Origin of the sequence: uncultured Oceanisphaera sp. (assembly GCF_947495715.1) — a bacterium.
GTDB lineage: Bacteria > Pseudomonadota > Gammaproteobacteria > Enterobacterales > Aeromonadaceae > Oceanimonas > Oceanimonas sediminis.
The window spans coordinates 94,664-114,459 of the sequence record NZ_CANLZU010000005.1 but is presented as its reverse complement, the minus strand read 5'-3'; the positions used below and the strand labels follow the sequence as shown (position 1 = coordinate 114,459).

The following is a 19,796-nucleotide window of genomic DNA, read 5'->3' as shown; positions in this document are numbered from 1 at the left end:
CCTGTAAAATAAGCCGTTATTTTTTTACCTGGAGGTGACATTTTAAAGGCGTGGAGAAATAACCCATGATGCATGTTCGCAATGCGAACTTTTGCTATCATGGATGGCTCCTTTATCCAGCAATACCGCGACAGGAAATACGGCATGAATCAGGACGACAAACTCAACCCGGACGATCGCGACTTCGTCACCGCGCTGGCCAGCGGACTGGAAGTGTTACAGGCGTTCGATCAAAACAGCCCGCGCATGACCCTGAGCGAAGTGGCGGCCAAAACCGGCATGAACCGGGCCAAGGCCCGCCGCTTTCTGCTGACCCTGCATGCGCTGGATTATCTGAAGAAACAGCACCGTCATTTCGAGCTGACCCCCAAGGTGCTGCAACTGGGTCATGCCTTTCTGTCGGTCAACCGCTACGGCACCATGATTCAGCCTTATCTGGAAGACATGACTCGGCAAATCAACGAGTCCACCTCGCTCGGCATCCTCGACGGCGACGAGGTCGTCTATATCGCCCGCTCCGCCGCCGAACATCGGCTGATGGCCATACAGCTGTCGGTGGGCACCCGGCTGCCCGCCGCCTACACCTCGATGGGACGGGTGCTGTTGGCCCAGCTCTCTGCCGCCGAATTGGACACCTTTCTGAAACAGGTTCGGCTGCAGGCCCACACCGAGCGAAGCATTGTGGATAGCGATGCATTACGTCAGGTATTGGAAGAGGTGCGCGTACAGGGGTATGCCATCGTTGATCAGGAGCTGGACTCCGGCCTGCGTTCGGTGGCGGTGCCGGTGTTCGATAAGCAGGGATTTCTGCTGGGCGCCATCAACATCAGCACCAATGCGGCCCGGGTTGACATGAAAACGCTGCAGGAGCGCTTTCTGCCGCTGCTGCAGGAGAAAGCCGGCCTGATACGAATGGCGGTGCATTGAGATAATACGCGCCAATTTACTCGCGATGGCTATCGCTGCTCGCTGTTTACCACGGCGCGTCACCAGGACTTTGACCCCCAAAGAGAGTCGATTATCTGACAGCTATTGATAAAGCTGCCAACACAAAAAGGCGGGGCCAGGCCTGCCTCCTGACCTACAAACGGTTGAGCGTGCTCCCGCTTTCAGGCAGTGCCTTTGTTACAAGGTGCGCCGCCGATGCAAAAATTTTTCACCAGCCACCCTTGTGACGAAATAACTTACCATCTCTCACTCACTTACCCCTTGTTAACGCGAAATTTTGGCAGGGGGTAATTGTTAATATTTTCTTAACCAAAACATCACATTTTCCAGCGCGACGAATTATGGAAAGGCCGTCTTGATCATCATCCGGCCACGCTCAAGGAGAGTCACTATGAAAGCCACTGCCTCGTTCGGGATACTACTCCTGCTACTACCGGCCATTGCTTCGGCAAACACGGATGATACCTCCGTCAGCCTGCTGACCGAGCTCATCTACCAACTGATGGGCATCGTGTTTTACAGCATACCTCTGGGAGAGTCTTCCATCCCGGTAATCGTACTGTGGTTAATTGCCGGTGCCCTGTTCTGCACCATTTTCTTCAAGTTTCTGCAGTTTCGCTCACTCAAACTCGCCTGTCGGCTGATACGCGGCGACTTCAACGATCCTCATGCGCCCGGCGAAGTCACCCATTTCCAGGCGCTGACTTCGGCGCTGTCGGTCACCGTGGGCCTCGGCAATATTTCCGGGGTCGCCATCGCCATTGCCATCGGCGGCCCCGGTGCCGTGTTCTGGATGATAGTAGCCGGCTTCCTGGGTATGGCCACCAAGTTTGCCGAATGTACTCTGGGGGTAAGGTATCGCACCGTGCATGCCGACGGCACCGTATCCGGTGGCCCCATGCATTACATCAAGCAGGGCTTTGCCGAGAAAGGTCTGCCCAGGCTAGGCCTGTTCCTGGCAAGTTTTATCGCCCTGGCCATCATGCTGGCGTCGTTCGTGTCCACCAATATGTACCAGGTGAATCAGGTCTATACCCAGGTGGTCAGCGTCACCGGTGGTGAAACTGGTTTCATCGGCAGCAACGCCTGGCTGTTCGGTGTGCTGATTGCCCTGATGGTCGGCGTTATCGTCGTCGGCGGTATGAAAAGCATCGCCCGCACCACGGAAAAGCTGATGCCGGTCATGGCCATCATCTATATCTCAGCCTCCCTAATGGTACTACTGGTCAACTACGACCAGATTCCCGCAGCCCTTGCCACCATCTTTGACGCCGCCTTCAGCCTGGACAGCGTATCCGGCGGTATCTGGGGTGCCATCACCCAGGGCTTTATTCGTGCCATGATTTCCAGCGAGGCCGGCATGGGTACCGCCGCCATCGCCCACGCTACCGCCAAGACCCGCTACCCGGCTGCCGAAGGCTATGTGGCACTGCTCGAGCCCTTTATCGACACCGTTATCATCTGCACCATGACGGCACTGGTAATAGTGGTGACCGGTACCTATACCCAGGAAGGCCTGAACGGGGTGGAGCTGACCTCCGCCGCTTATGAAAGCGTACTGCCCTGGTTCCCGGTGATACTGGCCGTGTGCCTGTTCCTGTTTGCCTTCTCGACCATACTGGTGGCCTGCTACTACGGACTGAAGGCCAGCAGCATGCTGTTTGGCACCAGCCGGCTGGTATCGGGCCTGTACCTGTCGGTGTTCCTGACCCTGACGGTAGCCGGCGCCATGATAGAGCTGGACCTGATCGTCAGCCTGATGGATACCCTGGTGGTGTTGATCTGCATCCCCAACATTATCGGACTGATCATGCTGTCTTCGGTGATCCGTGATGAGCGACGTCGCTTCCTCGAGTATGTCGCCAGTACCGATGCCGCCCGCCGCCCAAGTTCGGTTTCGATGAGTACGGGTAAGGCCTCCACCGGCAAACATTAACCCCAAATACCGAAGGGCCGGTAGGCATAGGCCCTTAATTACCCCGTTTAATAAAAGGAGCAGAAGCCATGGCTATCTGGAAATGGAGCGCAACCGAAACCGCCCGGAACATCAAAGAAGGCAATGTCAGCTGTGTGGAAGTGGTGGAAAGCCACCTGCAGCGCCTGGATGACATCAACCCCAAGATCAACGCGGTACCGGTGCAGTTGCATGAAAAAAGCCTGGCCCTGGCCCGGGAGCTGGACAACAAACGCAGCAAGCTCGCCGAGCTGCCGCCCCTGTATGGGGTGCCGGTTACCACCAAGATCAATATGGACCTGGCCGGGCAAGCCAACTCCGATGGGGTGGTTGCCTTCAAGGACAATATCGCCACTCTGGACGCCCCCGTCATCGCCAACCTGAAACAGGACGGCGCCATCATTCTCGGGTTGACCAATACCCCGGAATTCAGCATTCGCTGGTTTACCTCCAATCAGCTGCACGGCACGTCTCTCAACCCCTGGGATCCGACCGTGACCCCCGGTGGCTCCTCCGGCGCCGCTGCCGCCGCCGTCGCTGCCGGTATCGGCTGTATCGCCCACGGCAACGATATGGGTGGCTCTTTGCGTCACCCGGCCTATTGCTGCGGCGTGGCCACCATACGCCCCTCCTTCGGCCGTATCGCCAACGGTAACCCGAGCGCCGCCGGCGGCCGGCCGCCGATTTCCCAGCTGCTGTCGGTACAGGGGCCTATCGCTCGCAGCATCGCCGATGTACGTCTGGGGCTGGCCGCCATGTCCCGCTACAGCGCCTTCGATGCCGACTGGTCACCGGCCAAAGACAGTGGTCGCGCCCAAAAAGCGCCTTTCAGAATTGCCTACCAGCCTGATCCTTTCGGCGAAGGTATTTCTCCCGCCGTACAGGACGCCATGGAACAGGCCCGCGAGGCACTGATCGCCGCCGGTCATACGGTGGAAGAAGTGACGCTGCCCGATGCTCTGCAGGCATCCGAGATCTGGGGCCGGCTCGCCATGGCCGAAGTGGCGACGATGCAACAGCAGGAGCTGGAACAATACGGGTCGAGTGAGGTGATTCGTACCGTGAATGCCTACCGAGACTTTTTCGGTGAGCCCACCCTGGCAAGCACCATGCAAGATATGGCCGAGCGCAACCGCATTCGCCGGGCCTGGAGCCTGCTGCTGAACGAGTACGATCTGGTACTGATGCCGGTATCCGCCGAGCAGGCCTTTGCCAATGATCTGGACTTTACCCAGCCGAATCAGATTGGCCGCATCCTTCGGGCCCAGCGCTTCCTGCTGATGATCAACGCCTTGGGGCTGCCCTCGGCCGCCGTGCCGACCGGGCTTTATAACGGCCTGCCGGTTGGCGTGCAGCTGGTAGGCGCCCCGCTGGATGACGAACTTTGTCTGCAGGGAGCGCAGGCGATTGAAGACCACTGTGGCACCTTGAGTGAGTCACTGTGGCAGCACGGCTTTATTGCCCGCTAAGAACAGAAGTTATTCCCTGTGTATCCCATAATTGAAAGGTAAAGAAGATGACACGTTTTATTGATGTTCCCGGTTTGAGCGACTACATCAGCAAAAAAGGCGTAGAGGCGCTGATTGAAAAAATGGTGGATTATCTTGAACAGGATTATCGCCGCTGGAATGATTTTGAAAAATCGGCCCGACTGGCCAGCCACAGTGATGTCGGCGTGATCGAGTTGATGCCGGTCGCGGACCAGGTGCAATATGCCTTCAAATACGTCAACGGCCATCCGGATAATATCGAGTACAACCTGCCGACGGTGATGGCCTTCGGGGTGCTGGCGGACGTGACGACCGGTTATCCGGTGCTGCTCTCCGAACTGACCCTGACCACTGCTATTCGCACCGCGGCCACCTCGGTGATGGCCGCCAAATACATGGCCCGTAAAGATGCCCGCATCATGACCCTGATCGGCAACGGCTCCCAGAGCGAATTCCAGGCGCTGGCCTTTCACAAGGTGTTAGGAATCAAAGAAGTTCGCTGCTTCGACGTGGACCCCACCGCCACCGCCAAATTCATTGCCAACCTGTCGAATATAGAGGGGCTGACCCTGACCCCCTGTGGCTCCGCGAAGGAAGCCTGTGAAGGCGCCGATATCATTACCACCGTCACCGCCGACAAGCGGCTGGCGACCATCCTCACCCCCGACATGGTAAAGCCGGGTGTACATATCAATGCAGTGGGTGGCGACTGTCCGGGAAAAACCGAAATTCACGCCGACATTCTGCGCCAGGGCAGCATCTTCGTGGAATACGAACCGCAAACCCGAATCGAGGGCGATATTCAGCAGCTGGCCGCCGACCATCCGGTTACCGAGATGTGGTCACTGATTGCCGATAACCGCTCCGGTCGCACCAGCGCCGATGAAATCACCATCTTCGATTCGGTCGGTTTTGCTCTGGAAGACTATTCGGCCCTGCGCCTGTTGTTTGATCTGGCAGAACAGGACGATCTCGGCAATTTTATCAAGCTGGTTCCCAATCTGGAGGATCCCCGGGACTTGTTCAGTCTGACCAAAAACGGCACGGCCAGCGCCCGTCTGCGCAAGGTCGCCTGAAGACGCTATAGAGAGGTAACCCTCATGAACGCCATGTTTTTCCTGAAACGCAGCACCCTGGCCATCACCCTGGCCGGTGTGCTGGCCATGCCCGCCACGGGCATGGCCGATACCCACACTCCGCTTCCCGTCAGGGCACAGAGTCTGGTGGATGAAGTCACGCCGCAGGTCATTTCCTGGCGGCAGGATATTCACCAGCACCCGGAACTAGGCAACCGTGAAACCCGTACCGCCGGCCTGGTGGCCGAACACCTGACGTCGCTGGGGATGCAAGTACGCACCGAGATCGCCCATACCGGTGTAGTCGGCATACTGAAAGGGGCGAAAGAAGGCCCTGTGGTCGCTCTGCGCGCAGACATGGATGCACTGCCGGTCACCGAGGAAACCGGGCTGCCGTTTGCTTCCAGGGTGAGGACCGAATACAACGGTGAAGAAGTGGGGGTTGCCCATGCCTGCGGCCACGATATGCATGTGGCCATTCTGATGGGCGCAGCCCAGGTGCTGGCCGAGATGAAGGATGAACTGGCCGGCACCATTATCTTTGTGTTTCAACCCGCGGAAGAAGGTGCTCCCAAGGGTGAGGAAGGTGGTGCCGCACTGATGCTGAAAGAAGGATTGTTCGCCGATCTGAAACCGGATGCCATGTTCGGCCTGCATGTCATGACCAGTCCGCTGGGCGAGATTTCGGTTCGAACCCAGGGACAGCTGGCCTCGTCGGATCAACTGAACATCACCATCAAAGGCAAGCAGACCCATGGCGGCATGCCCTGGAACGGGGTAGACCCCATCGTGACCGCCAGCCAGGTGGTGATGGGGCTGCAGACCATTACCTCCCGCCAGCTTGACGTCACCAACACCCCGTCGGTGATCTCCATCGGCGCCATCAAGGGCGGCGTACGCGGCAATATCATTCCCGACGAGGTGACAATGGAAGGCACCATACGTACCTTCGACAACAATACCCGGGATGAGATCCATCAGCATATCGAACGGACTGCGGTAAATATTGCCGAGAGCGCCGGGGCGACTGCCGAGGTGAAGATCAACAAGGGTTATCCGGCCACCATCAATGATACCGAATTGACCAATGCCATGGCCCCCACCCTGCAGCGTATCGCCGGCGACAGGTTCCGCGAAGCGACCCGCAGCATGGCGTCCGAGGATTTTGCCTATTTTGCCAGTGAAGTCCCCAGCATGTACTTCTTCCTCGGCACCAAGCCAGAGGGACAGCCACTGGCCTACCCCAATCATTCGCCCAAATTCAATCCGGATGAAAGAGCTTTACCAATTGGCGTCAGCGCCATGACCGCTCTGGTACTGGACTACACCAACAGCCATTAATAGTCGCCACGGCGTCATCAATATCGGGTGACGCCGTCTTCTTTATTCATATCGATACACGGCGCCACCATTTCAAGGATGAAAAAACAGCCCCTTTTCCACCGTACCTACTGTTGTACGGCGGGTTTTTTCGTCTTGTTTATATCAACATACCCACTGCGACTAAATGGATTTAATATGCAAAAACACATCTCCGCTCCCGCTGTCACTGCCGTTCCGTTACTGGCATTATTTATTTCCGCCCAGGCTGGCGCCAATGTACTGCTCGAGGATGACCAGCTCAGGCTGACCTACAAGAACTACTACTACAACGAATACTCCAAAGATAATGGGGATGGACGCATCTGGGGCGCCAACCGCAATGAATGGATTCATGCGCTCGAAGCCCACTACCAGACCGGTTTTATCGGCGACTGGATTCAGCTGGAATATGGCCTGCTGGGCGCCAACCAACTGCGTATCGGCGACAGCGTCGATAACGTCACCAACCTGCCCGACGCCAACGCCGCCAACGGCTATTCGCCCGATGGCCTGCTCGGCACCCAGACCGCCTATATTACCACCCGCTACCAAGGCGACGGCTTTACGCTCAGCGCCGGAGGCGGTAAAAAGGCCCGGGAATCCGCCATCTATCAGGACAGTACTACCCGTATTCAGAATGCGACCTCGGTCGGTTATGATCTGAACGCTAACATCGGCAAGCTGAAACTGTACTACACGGAACTGCACAAGCTGAGCCAGCGTGATCAGGATGACTGGGGGGATGATATCGTGACCTACAGCGGTGATAAAATCGATGCGTTACGCTACTACGGCGGCGAATATGCCTTCGATCTCGGCCTCAAGCTGGAGCTGGCCGAAGCCGAATCCGAAGATTACATCAAGGAACGCAAGGCTCGTGCCAGCTACCGGTTGCCGCTGGCCAACAAGCATGCCCTGCTGTTCAAGGCCACCTATGGCACCATGCAGGACTCCGGCAGCCTGTACGAAACCGGCGGCGTAGGAATTATATCCCTCGCCGGCAATGATTATGCGTTTGCAGAAGCCGGCTCACTGGATGCCCGCTACTATGAGCTCAGCGCCGGCTATCGCTGGCCCGGCTACAGTCTGAGTCTGAACTACTCGGATGTCTCCGGCGATGACTGGAACCACAACCTGGCGCGTAATGAGTTCCGCCTGTGGGATACCAGCAGCCGTTATTCCTGGACCTTTTACGGCCTGGAAGACGAGCAGGCGCTCAGCGTGCTGGGCAGTGTCGACTTCGAGCAGTTCGGCCTGCCCAACCTGAGCTGGAATGCTGGTGTCTGGTACTCCGACCAGGCTCGAGGCTACAACGACTTCCAGCGCTACGAGTTTACCCAGGCGCTGACCTACCGTTTTTCCGGTGAACTCAAGGGACTGTCTCTGAGTTATCTGAATTCCTTTGCCCGTGCCCAGGGCGAACTGGATGGGATCAACCGCATCGCCAACCCCATAAGCCCGGCCGCGCTGGAGGACAAGAACGTCAACCGCCTGTATCTGACCTATACCAAAATCTTCTGATTTGATATGCGGCCCACCTCTTTCATGATGGAGTCAGGGCCGCTATCAGCCGGCAAACAGGCGTGCGCCATCGGCTCCATCTCCTGCTGTTCATATGCGGGGGCTTTGGGTAAACTGCGCGGGCCCACCGCGCCGGATAGCCGGACAAAGGGCGACGGAACAAAAGGATATCTTCCCGATGCACGCGCTTGACAAATTCGACCTCAAAATCCTGCAGTTGCTGCAACGCGACGCCACCCAGTCCAATGCCCAACTTTCCGAGCAGGTCAACCTCTCTCCCTCCCAGTGTCACCGACGGGTAAAGCGGCTGGAACAGGATGGCTATATCCATCACTATGTAGCCCTGCTGGATCATAAAAAGCTGGGGATCAATGTACATGCAGTGGTAATCGTCAAGGTGCACAATGTCAGTCGGGAATCGAAGGAAGCATTCAAGCAGCTTGTCAGCCAGTATTCCCGGGTCACCGAATGCTGGGCCATCGCCGGTGACAAGGATGTGATGCTGAGAATAGTGGCCCCCAGCCTCGAAGACTATTCGGATTTTCTCAGCGAACGGATTTTGAGCATTCCCAATATCGCCTCGGCAGAAAGCTATCTGTTACTCGACAACATGAAATACACCACCGAAATTCCTATCTGATACCAATCCCACTGGCCATGTCCTGGCTATGTCCTAATTCGGTGTATCTGAGTCGACGACATTCTGTTTTTATTCGAGTTAATGTCTGTACGAAAGTGCAGATACCTGGGTAGAAACGGTTCACTCATATATCGGAGGGTAAACGTCTTTCATACCGGCAACGTCAGACATCAGGGATAGCGGCCGCTCAGCCGGTTGGCTACCAGCTCGGCCAGTATGGTATTGACCAGGCGCATCACCGCATTGGGGTTTTCACCACGGCGACGCGAGGCAATCACCGGCGTGGTGATGTGCTCATCGGCCACCGGCATGAAGTCCACCCCTTCACGCCGCAGTTTCTTCACCTGTTCGGGCACCAGCGCAAAGCCCATGTCCGACGCCACAAGTGACAGTGCCGTCTGCAAATCGTTGACCTGCTGAATCACCTGCACCTTGAGGCCCCGCCGATGAAACAGCCCCAATGCCACATCGGAAAAATTGGGCCCGGCCCCCGCCGGAAAGGTCACCATGGGCACCTCGGCCAGTTGCTGCATGGTCGGCACCTGCTGCGTCAGGGGATGAGCGGCCGGCAGGGCGGCAATCAGGGGTTCATTGAACAGCACTTCCTGCTCCACGTCCGGATCCTCAATGCTGATGCGGCCAAACCCAATGTCGATCTTGCCGCTCTTGAGCGCGTCGATTTGCTCTTGAGTCTTCAACTCGTGCAATACGATTTCCAGGTTCTTGTTGCGGCGCAGACGACGCACCATCAAGGGTAACTGACCGTAGAACACCGACGGCACAAAGCCGATGGAAAAGACCGTCTTGCGATGCTGGGCCACCTGGCGCGTCCCTTCGATGCTAGCGTCGAGCCTGTCCATGATCGAATGTACCTGCTGCAGAAAATACTGGCCGCCCTGAGTCAGCTCCAGCCCCCGGGCCTTGCGAATGAACAGCTGAACCTCCAACTCCTCTTCCAGCTGCTTGATCTGCCGGGTCAGCGGCGGCTGCGCAATAAACAACTTCTCGGCAGCCCGGGTCAGATTCAATTCTTCCGCCACCACCACGAAATACCGCAAGTGCCTCAACTCCATCCATACCTCCAGGGTATTACTCGCAACTTAATCAATATTGGTTCACATCCACTCAACATCGTAACCTTTCGGCAACAAAGGGTCATCCGGTCACGTCAGGAGATTACATGTCAGCTACTATCCAGTCCATCGAAGCCATCCTGGTCGATATTCCAACCATACGTCCGCACCAGCTTTCCATGACCACCATGGGGGTTCAGACCATGGTTATCGTGCGAATGAAAGACTCAGATGGTCTGGAGGGACTGGGAGAAGCCACCACTATCGGCGGCCTGGCCTACGGCCCGGAAAGCCCCGAAAGTGTCAAACTGACCATAGACACCTACTTCAAACCGCTGCTGATTGGCCAGGCCGCAGACAACATCAATACCCTGCGGGTAAGGCTTAACAATGCCACTCGGGGTAACAACCTGGCCAAGTCCGCCATCGAGACCGCCCTGCTGGATCTGCAAGGCAAGCGCCTGAATCGCCCGGTGTCGGACCTGCTGGGCGGCGCCGTGCATCAACACATTCCCGTGCTCTGGACCCTGGCCAGCGGCGATACCGCCAAAGACATCGATGAAGCCCACAGCCTGATTGCCGCCAAACGTCATTGTGATTTCAAACTGAAGATCGGCTCCCGTGCCCTGATGGACGATGTGCGCCATGTGGCCGCCATCAAGGCCGCCGTGGGTGACAGTGCCAGCGTGCGGGTCGATGTCAACCAGGCCTGGGATGAGGCCACCGCCGCCAGAGGCATGGCCGAGCTGCAGGCCGCCGGTATCGATCTGGTCGAGCAACCGACCCCGATGAAGGATCTGGCGGCGCTGGTGCGCCTGTCCGAAAAGTTCCATCTGCCCATTCTGGCCGACGAAGCCGTGGCCGATGCAAAAGACATGTTCAGTCTGGCCGCCGCCGGCTTTGCCGGTGCCGTGGCGCTGAAAATTGCCAAGGCGGGCGGCCCGCTGCGGGCGCTGGAAGTGGCCAGGGTGGCCGAGGCCGCCGGGGTCGGCCTCTATGGCGGCACCCTGCTGGAAGGCACCATCGGCTCCGTGGCCGCGCTGCATGCCTGGTCCACCCTCGACAAGATTCACTGGGGGACCGAGATGTTCGGCCCGCTGCTGATGAAGGACGACATAGTAGTAAAGCGATTGAACTTCCATGACAACGGCGTCGAGCTGCCCACAGGCCCCGGTCTGGGCATAGAGATAGACGAAGACAAGCTGACACACTATCGCCGCAAGTAAAACGCCGGAAATAAACGCCGACGCCAACATATCCAAACGGAGAAAGCATCATGCTGTTTAAAGTCGAGATGAAGGTAAATATCCCCCATGACATGCCGGCCGACGTGATTGCCGACATCAAGGCCCGGGAAAAAGCCTACGCCCAGGAACTGCAGACCCAGGGCAAGTGGCGCCATTTGTGGCGGGTGGCCGGCAGCTACGCCAACGTCAGCATCTTCGATGTGGCCGATAACGCCGAATTGCAGGATTTGATCAGTGCCCTGCCCCTGTTTCCCTACATGGACATCAGTGTCGCGCCCCTTTGTCGGCACCCGTCCTCCATCCACCTGGATGACCGTTAAGCACCCTGAAATACCCTTCGACCAAATAACTACATAACAAGACACGCAAGGAGTCACAGCAATGTCAGTCAAAACCATGGAAACTCAGGAAGTCATCACGCTGCTGGAAAAGGTAGCCGGATTCAATCAGTCCGGCGGTAACGACCGGGTCAAGACCATAGTACACCGCGTGATGCACGACGTGTTCCAGCTCATCGAAGATCTGGACATCAGCCCGGAAGAATTCTGGAGCGCCATTTACTACATCAACGAGCTGGGTAAAAACGGCGAAGCCGCCCTGCTGGCCCCGGGCCTCGGCATGGACAAATACCTGGACATCCGCATGGATGCCGAAGACGAGCAGGCCGGCCTGACCGGTGGTACCCCGCGCACCATCGAAGGTCCGCTGTATGTGGCCGGCGCCCCCCTGAGCGAAGGTTTTGCCCGCATGGACGACGGCACCCAGGATGGCGACACCATGATCCTCACAGGTCAGGTTACCGACGAAAGTGGTCAGCCGCTGGCCGATACCATCGTCGACATCTGGCACGCCGATCTGAAAGGTGCCTATTCCTACTTCGATCAGTCCCAGAGCGAGTACAACCTGCGCCGCCGCATCAAGACCGACGCCGACGGCCGTTACACCGCCCGGAGCATCATTCCGTCCGGCTACGGCTGCCCGCCCGAAGGTTCAACCCAGGCGTTGCTCAACCAGCTGGGTCGTCACGGCAACCGCCCTGCGCATATTCACTACTTCGTATCAAAGCCGGGTCACAAGCATCTGACCACCCAGATCAACCTGGCCGGTGATCAGTACACCTTTGATGACTTCGCCTTCGCCACCCGCGAAGAGCTGGTGGTAGACGCCGTGCGTGTCGAAGATGCCGCGGCCGCCGAGCAATATGGTCTGGGTCAGCCATTCACCCGCGTGGAATTCAACATTCAGCTGGTGTCGACCGACAAGGCCGAGCTGCAGAGCCGCCACGAACGCCTGCGCGCCCTGGAAAGCTGAGCCAGCGGCTCCTGAACCTTTAATAACACGCTGTTTGTGAGCCGACCGCCTGCCGTTAGCAGGCGGTCGGATACCACACAGGCCGAAAAGGCCGGCAACGCCAGATGGAGTAACCAAACATGACTCGCCAACTCGACCGACTCGAAAACAAGATCCGGGGCGCGGTGGAAGCCGATCCGACCACCGGCCACTATCGCTGTGACCGTGGCGTCTTCACCGATCAGCAACTGTTCGACCTGGAGATGAAACACATCTTCGAAGGCAACTGGGTTTATCTGGCCCACGAAAGCCAGCTGGAAAATCCCGGCGATTATTACACCACGACCGTCGGTCGCCAGCCGGTGGTGATCACCCGCACCAAGGAAGGCGAGCTGCAGGCGTTGCTGAACACCTGCTCTCACCGTGGTGCTACCCTGTGTCGCAAGAAGCGCGGCAACAAGGCCTCGTTCACCTGCCCCTTTCACGGCTGGACCTTCAAGAACGACGGCAAGCTGCTGAAAGCCCGCGACCAGAAGAAAGGCGGTTACCCGGAAAGCTTCAGCAACGACGGCTCCCACGATCTGAAGCAGTTGCCGAAGTTCGAATCCTACCGCGGCTTTCTGTTCGGCAGCCTGAATGCCGACGTGCTGCCGCTGACCGAGTACCTGGGTGAAACCACCAAAATCATCGACAACATGGTCGATCAGGCGGAAGACGGCATCGAAATTCTGCGCGGCAGCTCTACCTACACCTACGAAGGCAACTGGAAGCTGACCGCCGAGAACGGCGCCGACGGTTATCATGTGGGCACGGTACACTGGAACTACCTGTCTACCATGGGTCAGCGCAACTACGAAAAAGGCGGCACCGAGGCGGTCGATGCCAAGAGCTGGTCCAACGAAGGCGGATTTTATGGCTTCGAGCATGGCCACATGATGCTGTGGACCCAGCTGACTAACCCGCAGGTGCGTCCTGTTTACAGCCAGCTTGAACGACTGCGGCAGAAGGTCGGCGAGGCCCGCGCCGACGCTATCGTGAACACCACCAAAAATCTGTGTCTGTATCCCAACGTCTATCTAATGGATCAGTTTTCCACTCAGATCCGGGTGTTGCGCCCTATCGCCGTTAATAAAACCGAAATCACCATCTACTGCTGGGCACCGAAAAACGAACCGGCGGCGGATCGCGCCAAGCGTCTGCGCCAGTACGAAGACTTCTTCAATGTCAGCGGCATGGGTACTCCGGACGATCTGGAAGAATTCCGCGCCTGCCAGCAAGGTTACGAAGCCAGTGGCCTGAAATGGAACGACATGAGCCGGGGCGCCAGCCACTGGATTGAAGGCCCGGATGCCGGCGCCGACGCCATCGGCCTCAAGCCCCTGCTGAGCGGTACCAAGCCGGAAGACGAAGGCCTGTACGTGACCCATCACCAGCACTGGGTAAAAGAGATGCTGCAGGCGGTAGAGACCGAACGCGCCCAGCTTATTTCCATCACTTCCATGGAGGACTCCGAATGAACTTCGAACAGATTCAGGCGTTTATCTACCGTGAAGCCCGTCTGCTGGACGACCGCCAGTGGGACGAGTGGCTCACCTGCTACAGCGAAAACGTCGTGTACTGGATGCCGGCGTGGGACGACGAAGACCGGCTGACCGAAAATCCCCAGACCGAGATTTCGCTGATCTATTACCCGAACCGTGATGGCCTGGAAGATCGGGTGTATCGGATCAAGACCGAACGCTCCGGTGCCAGCTCCATGCCGGAGCCGCGCACGACTCACCAGACCAGCAACCTGGAGATCCTGTCCCGGGAAGGCAACCAGGTGAAACTGCGCTTCAACTGGCAGACCAACAGCCATCGCTACCACAAGACCGAAACCTTTTTCGGTACCTCCTTCTATACCCTGGATATCGGCGGCGAACAGCCCCTGATCACCGAGAAGAAGGTAGTTCTGAACAACGATTACATCAATCAGGTGATTGATATCTATCACCTGTAATTGGTGGGGAGAAACCAAAATGAGTTACAACATCGCGCTCAACTTTGAAGACGGCATTACCCGCTTCATCAGCTGTAATGAAGGGGAAACCGTACTGGATGCGGCCTACCGCAACCAGATCAATCTGCCGATGGACTGCTCCGACGGCGTATGCGGCACCTGCAAGGGCAGTTGCCACCAGGGCAAGTTCGACCTGGGTGACGAGTACATCGACGAAGCACTGACCGACGATGAAGCCGAGCAGGGCATGATTCTGACCTGCCAGATGGTGCCCGCCAGCGACTGTGTGGTGGAAATCCCCGTTGCGTCCACCCTGTGCAAGACCGGCATCGCCAGGGTCCAGGGTACCGTACTCGAGGTGAACCTGGTTTCTCCCACCGCCATCGAACTGAAAGTAGCCGCAGAAGACGATATTGCCTTTCTGCCGGGCCAGTATGTGAATATTCGAGTGCCGGGTACCGAAGAGACCCGTGCCTATTCATTCAGCTCCAGGCCCGGCAGCCGGGAACTGAGCTTCCTGATCCGCAACGTGCCCGGCGGCCTGATGAGCAGTTATCTGGTTGGTCAGTGCAAGGCCGGAGATTCGCTGACACTCACCGGTCCCATGGGCAGCTTCTACCTGCGCCCGGTGGAACGTCCGGTGTTGATGCTGGCCGGCGGTACCGGCCTGGCGCCCTTCCTCGCCATGCTGGAGCACCTCAAGGTCAACGGCACCGGGCAGCCGACTCATCTGATCTACGGTGTCACCAACGATGACGATCTGGTGTGTATCGAGGCGCTGGAGCAGTTTGCCGCCGGAATAGAGAACTTCAGCTTCAAGACAGTGGTGGCCAGCGCCGACAGCGCTCATCCGCTCAAAGGCTACGTGACCAACCATATGCAGGATGCGCCCATCCATCACGGCGAGGTGGATGTCTACCTGTGTGGACCGCCCCCCATGGTGGACGCCGTGCTGGGCTACTTCCGTGACCAGGGCATCAAACCGAATTCCTTCCATTACGAGAAGTTCAGCCCCAGCGTGTCTGCCGTGGCGGGAGCGGTCGCATGACGCCGCGTTTCACCGACAAGGTGATGGTGATCACCGGTGCCGCCCAGGGTATCGGCCGGCGAGTGGCCGAACGGGCGGCAGAAGAAGGTGCCCGTCTGGTACTGGTGGATCTGGCCGACCATGTGTTCGAGCTGGTGGCCGAGCTTAACCAGCAGGGCGTAGAGGCCATCGCCGTGCAGGCCAACCTGGAAACCTGGGGCGGTGCAGACAGCGTGATGACCAAAGCCGCCGCGCATTTTGGTGGCATCGACATCCTGGTCAACAACGTCGGCGGCACCATCTGGGCCCAGCCTTACGAACATTACAGCCCGGAACAGATCCAGAAAGAGGTGCAGCGGTCGCTGTTTCCCACCCTGTGGTGCTGCCGAGCCGTATTGCCTCACCTGCTGAAACGTGAGGGGGGCGTCATCGTCAATGTGTCTTCCGTGGCCACCCGGGGCCTGATGCGGGTGCCCTACGCCGCAGCCAAGGGCGGCGTCAACGCCCTGACCGTGGCACTGGCGTTCGAATATGCCGAGCTGGGTATTCGGGTCAACGCCACCGCCCCCGGTGGCACCGAAGCCCCGCCCCGGCTGACCCCGCGCAATACCGAAGCGCAGGGCAAGCGCGAGCAACAGTGGTACCAGACCCTGGTGGACCAGACCAAGGCCACCAGCCTGATGCATCGCTACGGCACCCTGGATGAACAGGCCGGTGCCATTCTGTTTCTCGCCTCGGAGGATGCCAGTTATATCACCGGTACCATACTCCCCGTCGCCGGCGGGGATCTGGGCTGATGTAAAAAAGGCTGCCCAACGGAAAGGGCAGCCTTTTGTATAAAAACGGGAGGGATAGATTCCCTCGGACTCCAGACTTAAGGACAATATTCGGAGTAATACCGCAATGAGAAATATCGATGTCAATGCAACCATAGACAACGCCAGCTTCACCCCCTTCCACTGGAAGGTGCTGTTCTGGTGTTCCCTCATCATTATTTTCGACGGTTACGACCTGGTGATCTACGGCGTGGTGCTGCCACTGCTGATGGATCAATGGGCCCTCAACCCCTATGTGGCCGGCCTGCTCGGCAGCAGTGCCCTGTTCGGCATGATGTTTGGCGCCATGGGCTTCGGCATGCTGTCGGACCGGCTCGGACGCAAGAAAACCATTCTTATCTGCGTGGTGCTGTTCAGCCTTACCACCTGCATCAACGGCCTGGTAACCAATCCCTGGCAATTCGGCATATTGCGCTTTATCGCCGGCCTGGGGATAGGTGGCGTCATGCCCAACGTGGTGTCCTTGATGAGTGAATACTCGCCGAAGAGAAGCCGCAGTACCCTGGTAGCCCTGATGTTCAGCGGCTATGCGGTGGGCGGCATGATGTCTGCGGGTCTCGGGATCTGGATAGTGCCCAACTACGGCTGGCAGATCATGTTTTATCTGGCGATCGTGCCCATGCTGCTGCTGCCGCTGATGATCAAATATCTGCCCGAATCCGTGGCCTTTCTGATGGCGCAAGATCGCAAGGAAGAAGCCCGCACGCTGCTGCAGAAGGTGGATCCTGCCCAGAAGATTACCGATCAGGATCAGCTGATTGCTCCCCCGGCCAATGTGCAGAAAGCGCCGGTACTGGAACTGTTCCGCGGTGGTCGTAACCTGAGCACCCTGATGTTCTGGACCGCCTTCTTCTGCTGCCTGCTGATGGTGTATGCGCTGGGCTCCTGGCTGCCCAAATTGATGTCTGCCGCCGGTTACGAGCTGGGCTCCAGCCTGATGTTCCTGATGGTGCTCAACATCGGCGCCATCGTCGGGGCCGTGGGCGGTGGCTGGCTGGCCGACCGTTTCTCGCTGCGAGCTGTGCTGGTGAGCTTCTTCCTGCTGGCGTCCGCCTCGCTGGTGTCGCTCGGTTATCCGCACCCCATGTGGCTGCTGTACAGCCTGATGGCCGTGGCCGGGGCCACCACCATCGGCTCGCAGATCCTGCTGTATGCCTATGTGGCTCAGTATTACCCGGCCAACATTCGCTCCACCGCCCTCGGCTGGGCATCGGGCATCGGCCGTAACGGCGCCATACTGGGTCCCATGCTCGGCGGTACCCTGCTGGCGCTGGCCTTGCCCCACCAGATGAACTTTCTGGCACTGGCGGTGCCCGGCGCTATCGCCACCGTCGCCATTGCCCTGGTGGGTCGCCGCCAGGCTGCCACCGACCAGGCAACCGATGGCACCAGGGTCGCCGCCGACAGCTGATTGCCGGCCAATGACAAAACAGCCCCGGCCTGTGCCGGGGCTGTTTTTATTGTTCACCCTTGCTCAAAGGAGCTGAATTATGTCGTCCTTTCTGCGTGACCTGTCGCTACCCGCCGTTGCCGCCGGCTTTCTTGCGGTACTGGTGTCTTATGCGGGGCCGCTGGCCATTCTGTTTCAGGCTGGCGCCAGCGCCGGCGTGTCCGACACTATGATGACCTCCTGGGTATGGGCCATTTCGATGGGCGCCGCCATATCCGGCATACTGCTGTCGCTGTGGCTGAAAGCACCGGTGGTCACCGCCTGGTCGGCACCGGGCACCGCCCTGCTGGTCACCCTGTTTCCCGACTTGTCCCTTAACGAAGCGATCGGCGCCTATATTACGGCGGCCGCCGTTATGCTGCTTATCGGGATTTCCGGCCTGTTCGACACCTTGGTTCGGCTCATTCCCAAGGGCGTCGCCGCCGGCATGATGGCCGGCATTCTGTTCCAGTTCGGCGTGGAGGCCTTTACCGCCATGGAAACCTCGCCGGCGCTGGCCATCGGCATGCTCATTGCCTATGTGTTTTTTCGCCGAATGTGGCCCAAGTACACCCTGGTCCTGCTGCTGGTCGTCGGAATTATGCTGGCCGTGTTGTTTGAAGGCGCTTCCCTTTCCGGCATTCGCTGGGAGCTGGCCACGCCACAATTCATCAGTCCGCAATGGACCCTATCATCCACCCTCAGCCTGGCCCTGCCGCTGGTGCTGGTGCTGGTCAGCCTGACCGGGCAATTCCTGCCGGGTATGGCGGTGTTGCACAACGCCGGTTATCGGGTGAATGCCAGGCCGGTCATCGGGGTCACCAGCCTGGTGTCTTTGCCCATGGCCTTGTTCGGCGGTATCAGCATCGTCGTCGCCGCCATTACCGCCGCCATCTGCGCCGGCAAAGATGCCCACGAAGATCACGACCGTCGCTATGTGGCCGGGGTGTTCAATGGCGTCTTCTATCTGGTAGGCGGCCTGTTTGCCGGCACCATTGTCAGCCTGTTTACCTCCCTGCCCGCGGCCTTTGTCGCCGTATTGGCGGGCCTGGCCCTGCTTGGCGCCATTACCGGCAACTTGTTGACCGCACTGGACAATGCCCGCGAACGCGAGGCATCCTTGATCACCTTTATCGTCACCGCCTCCGGCCTGTCACTATACGGACTTTCATCGGCATTGTGGGGCGTGGTGATCGGCTATGGCGTGCATCTGGTGCTGACCCACAGCTTGAGCATGGGTGAGAAAAACCTGTGGTCTTCTAGGTGAACAGGGACACTGGCTCTGGGTCACCAAATGGCACGAGGGGTGGTTTGACAATATAGGAAAGGATGAATTTACTGAATAACAGACAGCAAAAAGCCCTTATACCAATTTGAATAAAGATCTGATCATTTTTAAACCTCGAGCTCAGAGGCAACACAGTCGACTCCCTCGACACGCCATAGACCCATCCGTGGGGGCTCGGAAATGCCGTCCATGGCATTTCACGGTCGTGGGAGCCGCTCTCTGTTGCCTCTTCTTAAGCACCGAGTTGTCTGTAGACGGTGCTAACAGACAACTCCGTTGCATCAAGGAGGACAAAGGGATCTGCTCAGCCGACCATCCGCGCTACGGATGGCGCGGCTGAGCCTAGAGGGGGCAGCTTGCTGCCGTGACGAACTGCTTTAGTCTGACCGAACATCCAGTGAATGTTCGCAGTAGGCTAAAGCGGTGAGTGGCACGTCCCACGGCGGGTCGGGCCCTTTGCCCGACTTTTATACAAAAATGAAATAGATCATTTATTTAGTGGGATTGGTATTAGCTATCAACTAGCTAAGGGCTTCTTAACTTTGGCGGAGTGGCAAACGCACCGCGTTTGAAGGTGAAGGTGCGCAGCGCCGACTTCATCCAGAAAGTCCGGCGC

Annotated in this window: 17 protein-coding genes; 16 read left to right on the top strand and 1 reads right to left on the bottom strand. The window is 58.2% G+C overall.

All coding sequences use genetic code 11. The features are described 5' to 3' along the window. Positions 1-81 precede the first annotated feature (81 nt). The 7 genes from Q0753_RS04785 (at position 82) to Q0753_RS04755 (ending at position 8,991) form a co-directional block, all read left to right on the top strand. On the top strand, positions 82-927 hold the full coding sequence (locus Q0753_RS04785; protein ID WP_298718044.1) for an IclR family transcriptional regulator C-terminal domain-containing protein: 846 nt from the start codon (positions 82-84) through the stop codon (positions 925-927). 412 nt (positions 928-1,339) lie between these two features. Continuing rightward, positions 1,340-2,884, top strand: coding sequence for a sodium:alanine symporter family protein (locus Q0753_RS04780; RefSeq protein WP_298718041.1), 1,545 nt, complete (start codon positions 1,340-1,342; stop codon positions 2,882-2,884). A gap of 68 nt (positions 2,885-2,952) precedes the next feature. Further along, positions 2,953-4,371 (top strand): amidase, encoded by a 1,419-nt coding sequence (locus Q0753_RS04775; protein WP_298718038.1) that lies wholly within the window; start codon positions 2,953-2,955, stop codon positions 4,369-4,371. Positions 4,372-4,418: 47 nt separating this feature from the next. Further along, positions 4,419-5,468, top strand: coding sequence for an ornithine cyclodeaminase (locus tag Q0753_RS04770; protein WP_298718035.1), 1,050 nt, complete (start codon positions 4,419-4,421; stop codon positions 5,466-5,468). 24 nt (positions 5,469-5,492) lie between these two features. Continuing rightward, positions 5,493-6,809, top strand: a complete 1,317-nt coding sequence (locus tag Q0753_RS04765; RefSeq protein ID WP_298718032.1) for an amidohydrolase — start codon at positions 5,493-5,495, stop codon at positions 6,807-6,809. Positions 6,810-6,986: 177 nt separating this feature from the next. Then, positions 6,987-8,351 (top strand): OprD family outer membrane porin, encoded by a 1,365-nt coding sequence (locus tag Q0753_RS04760; RefSeq protein ID WP_298718030.1) that lies wholly within the window; start codon positions 6,987-6,989, stop codon positions 8,349-8,351. 178 nt (positions 8,352-8,529) lie between these two features. Continuing rightward, on the top strand, positions 8,530-8,991 hold the full coding sequence (locus Q0753_RS04755) for an Lrp/AsnC family transcriptional regulator (RefSeq protein WP_298718024.1): 462 nt from the start codon (positions 8,530-8,532) through the stop codon (positions 8,989-8,991). A gap of 170 nt (positions 8,992-9,161) precedes the next feature. Here Q0753_RS04755 and Q0753_RS04750 read toward each other — a convergent pair whose 3' ends face one another. Then, complete coding sequence (locus Q0753_RS04750) at positions 9,162-10,064, bottom strand: LysR family transcriptional regulator (protein WP_298718022.1); 903 nt, start codon at positions 10,062-10,064, stop codon at positions 9,162-9,164. Positions 10,065-10,171: 107 nt separating this feature from the next. Here Q0753_RS04750 and Q0753_RS04745 point away from each other — a divergent pair, with 107 nt between their 5' ends. The 9 genes from Q0753_RS04745 (at position 10,172) to Q0753_RS04705 (ending at position 19,159) form a co-directional block, all read left to right on the top strand. After that, positions 10,172-11,290, top strand: a complete 1,119-nt coding sequence (locus Q0753_RS04745; protein WP_298718019.1) for a muconate/chloromuconate family cycloisomerase — start codon at positions 10,172-10,174, stop codon at positions 11,288-11,290. A 50-nt stretch (positions 11,291-11,340) separates the two neighbouring features. Then, positions 11,341-11,631: a muconolactone Delta-isomerase gene (gene catC, locus Q0753_RS04740; protein ID WP_298718016.1), complete on the top strand. Its 291-nt coding sequence runs from the start codon at positions 11,341-11,343 to the stop codon at positions 11,629-11,631. 61 nt (positions 11,632-11,692) lie between these two features. Beyond that, the gene (catA, locus tag Q0753_RS04735; protein WP_298718013.1) at positions 11,693-12,622 is read left to right on the top strand and encodes a catechol 1,2-dioxygenase; all 930 of its coding nucleotides are present in this window, start codon (positions 11,693-11,695) and stop codon (positions 12,620-12,622) included. Positions 12,623-12,741: 119 nt separating this feature from the next. Then, complete coding sequence (locus Q0753_RS04730) at positions 12,742-14,118, top strand: Rieske 2Fe-2S domain-containing protein (protein WP_298718010.1); 1,377 nt, start codon at positions 12,742-12,744, stop codon at positions 14,116-14,118. Then, positions 14,115-14,600, top strand: coding sequence for a benzoate 1,2-dioxygenase small subunit (benB, locus tag Q0753_RS04725; RefSeq protein ID WP_298718007.1), 486 nt, complete (start codon positions 14,115-14,117; stop codon positions 14,598-14,600). The genes Q0753_RS04730 and benB overlap by 4 nt, the downstream gene beginning before the upstream one ends. A gap of 19 nt (positions 14,601-14,619) precedes the next feature. Beyond that, positions 14,620-15,648: a benzoate 1,2-dioxygenase electron transfer component BenC gene (gene benC, locus Q0753_RS04720; RefSeq protein ID WP_298718004.1), complete on the top strand. Its 1,029-nt coding sequence runs from the start codon at positions 14,620-14,622 to the stop codon at positions 15,646-15,648. Further along, a complete protein-coding gene (gene benD / locus Q0753_RS04715) occupies positions 15,645-16,424 on the top strand; it encodes a benzoate diol dehydrogenase BenD (RefSeq protein ID WP_298718002.1) in 780 nt (259 codons plus the stop codon). The genes benC and benD overlap by 4 nt, the downstream gene beginning before the upstream one ends. Before the next feature lie 106 nt (positions 16,425-16,530). Then, positions 16,531-17,874 (top strand): MFS transporter, encoded by a 1,344-nt coding sequence (locus Q0753_RS04710; protein ID WP_298718000.1) that lies wholly within the window; start codon positions 16,531-16,533, stop codon positions 17,872-17,874. A gap of 79 nt (positions 17,875-17,953) precedes the next feature. Then, the gene (locus tag Q0753_RS04705; RefSeq protein ID WP_298717997.1) at positions 17,954-19,159 is read left to right on the top strand and encodes a benzoate/H(+) symporter BenE family transporter; all 1,206 of its coding nucleotides are present in this window, start codon (positions 17,954-17,956) and stop codon (positions 19,157-19,159) included. The last annotated feature ends 637 nt before the right edge of the window (positions 19,160-19,796 follow it).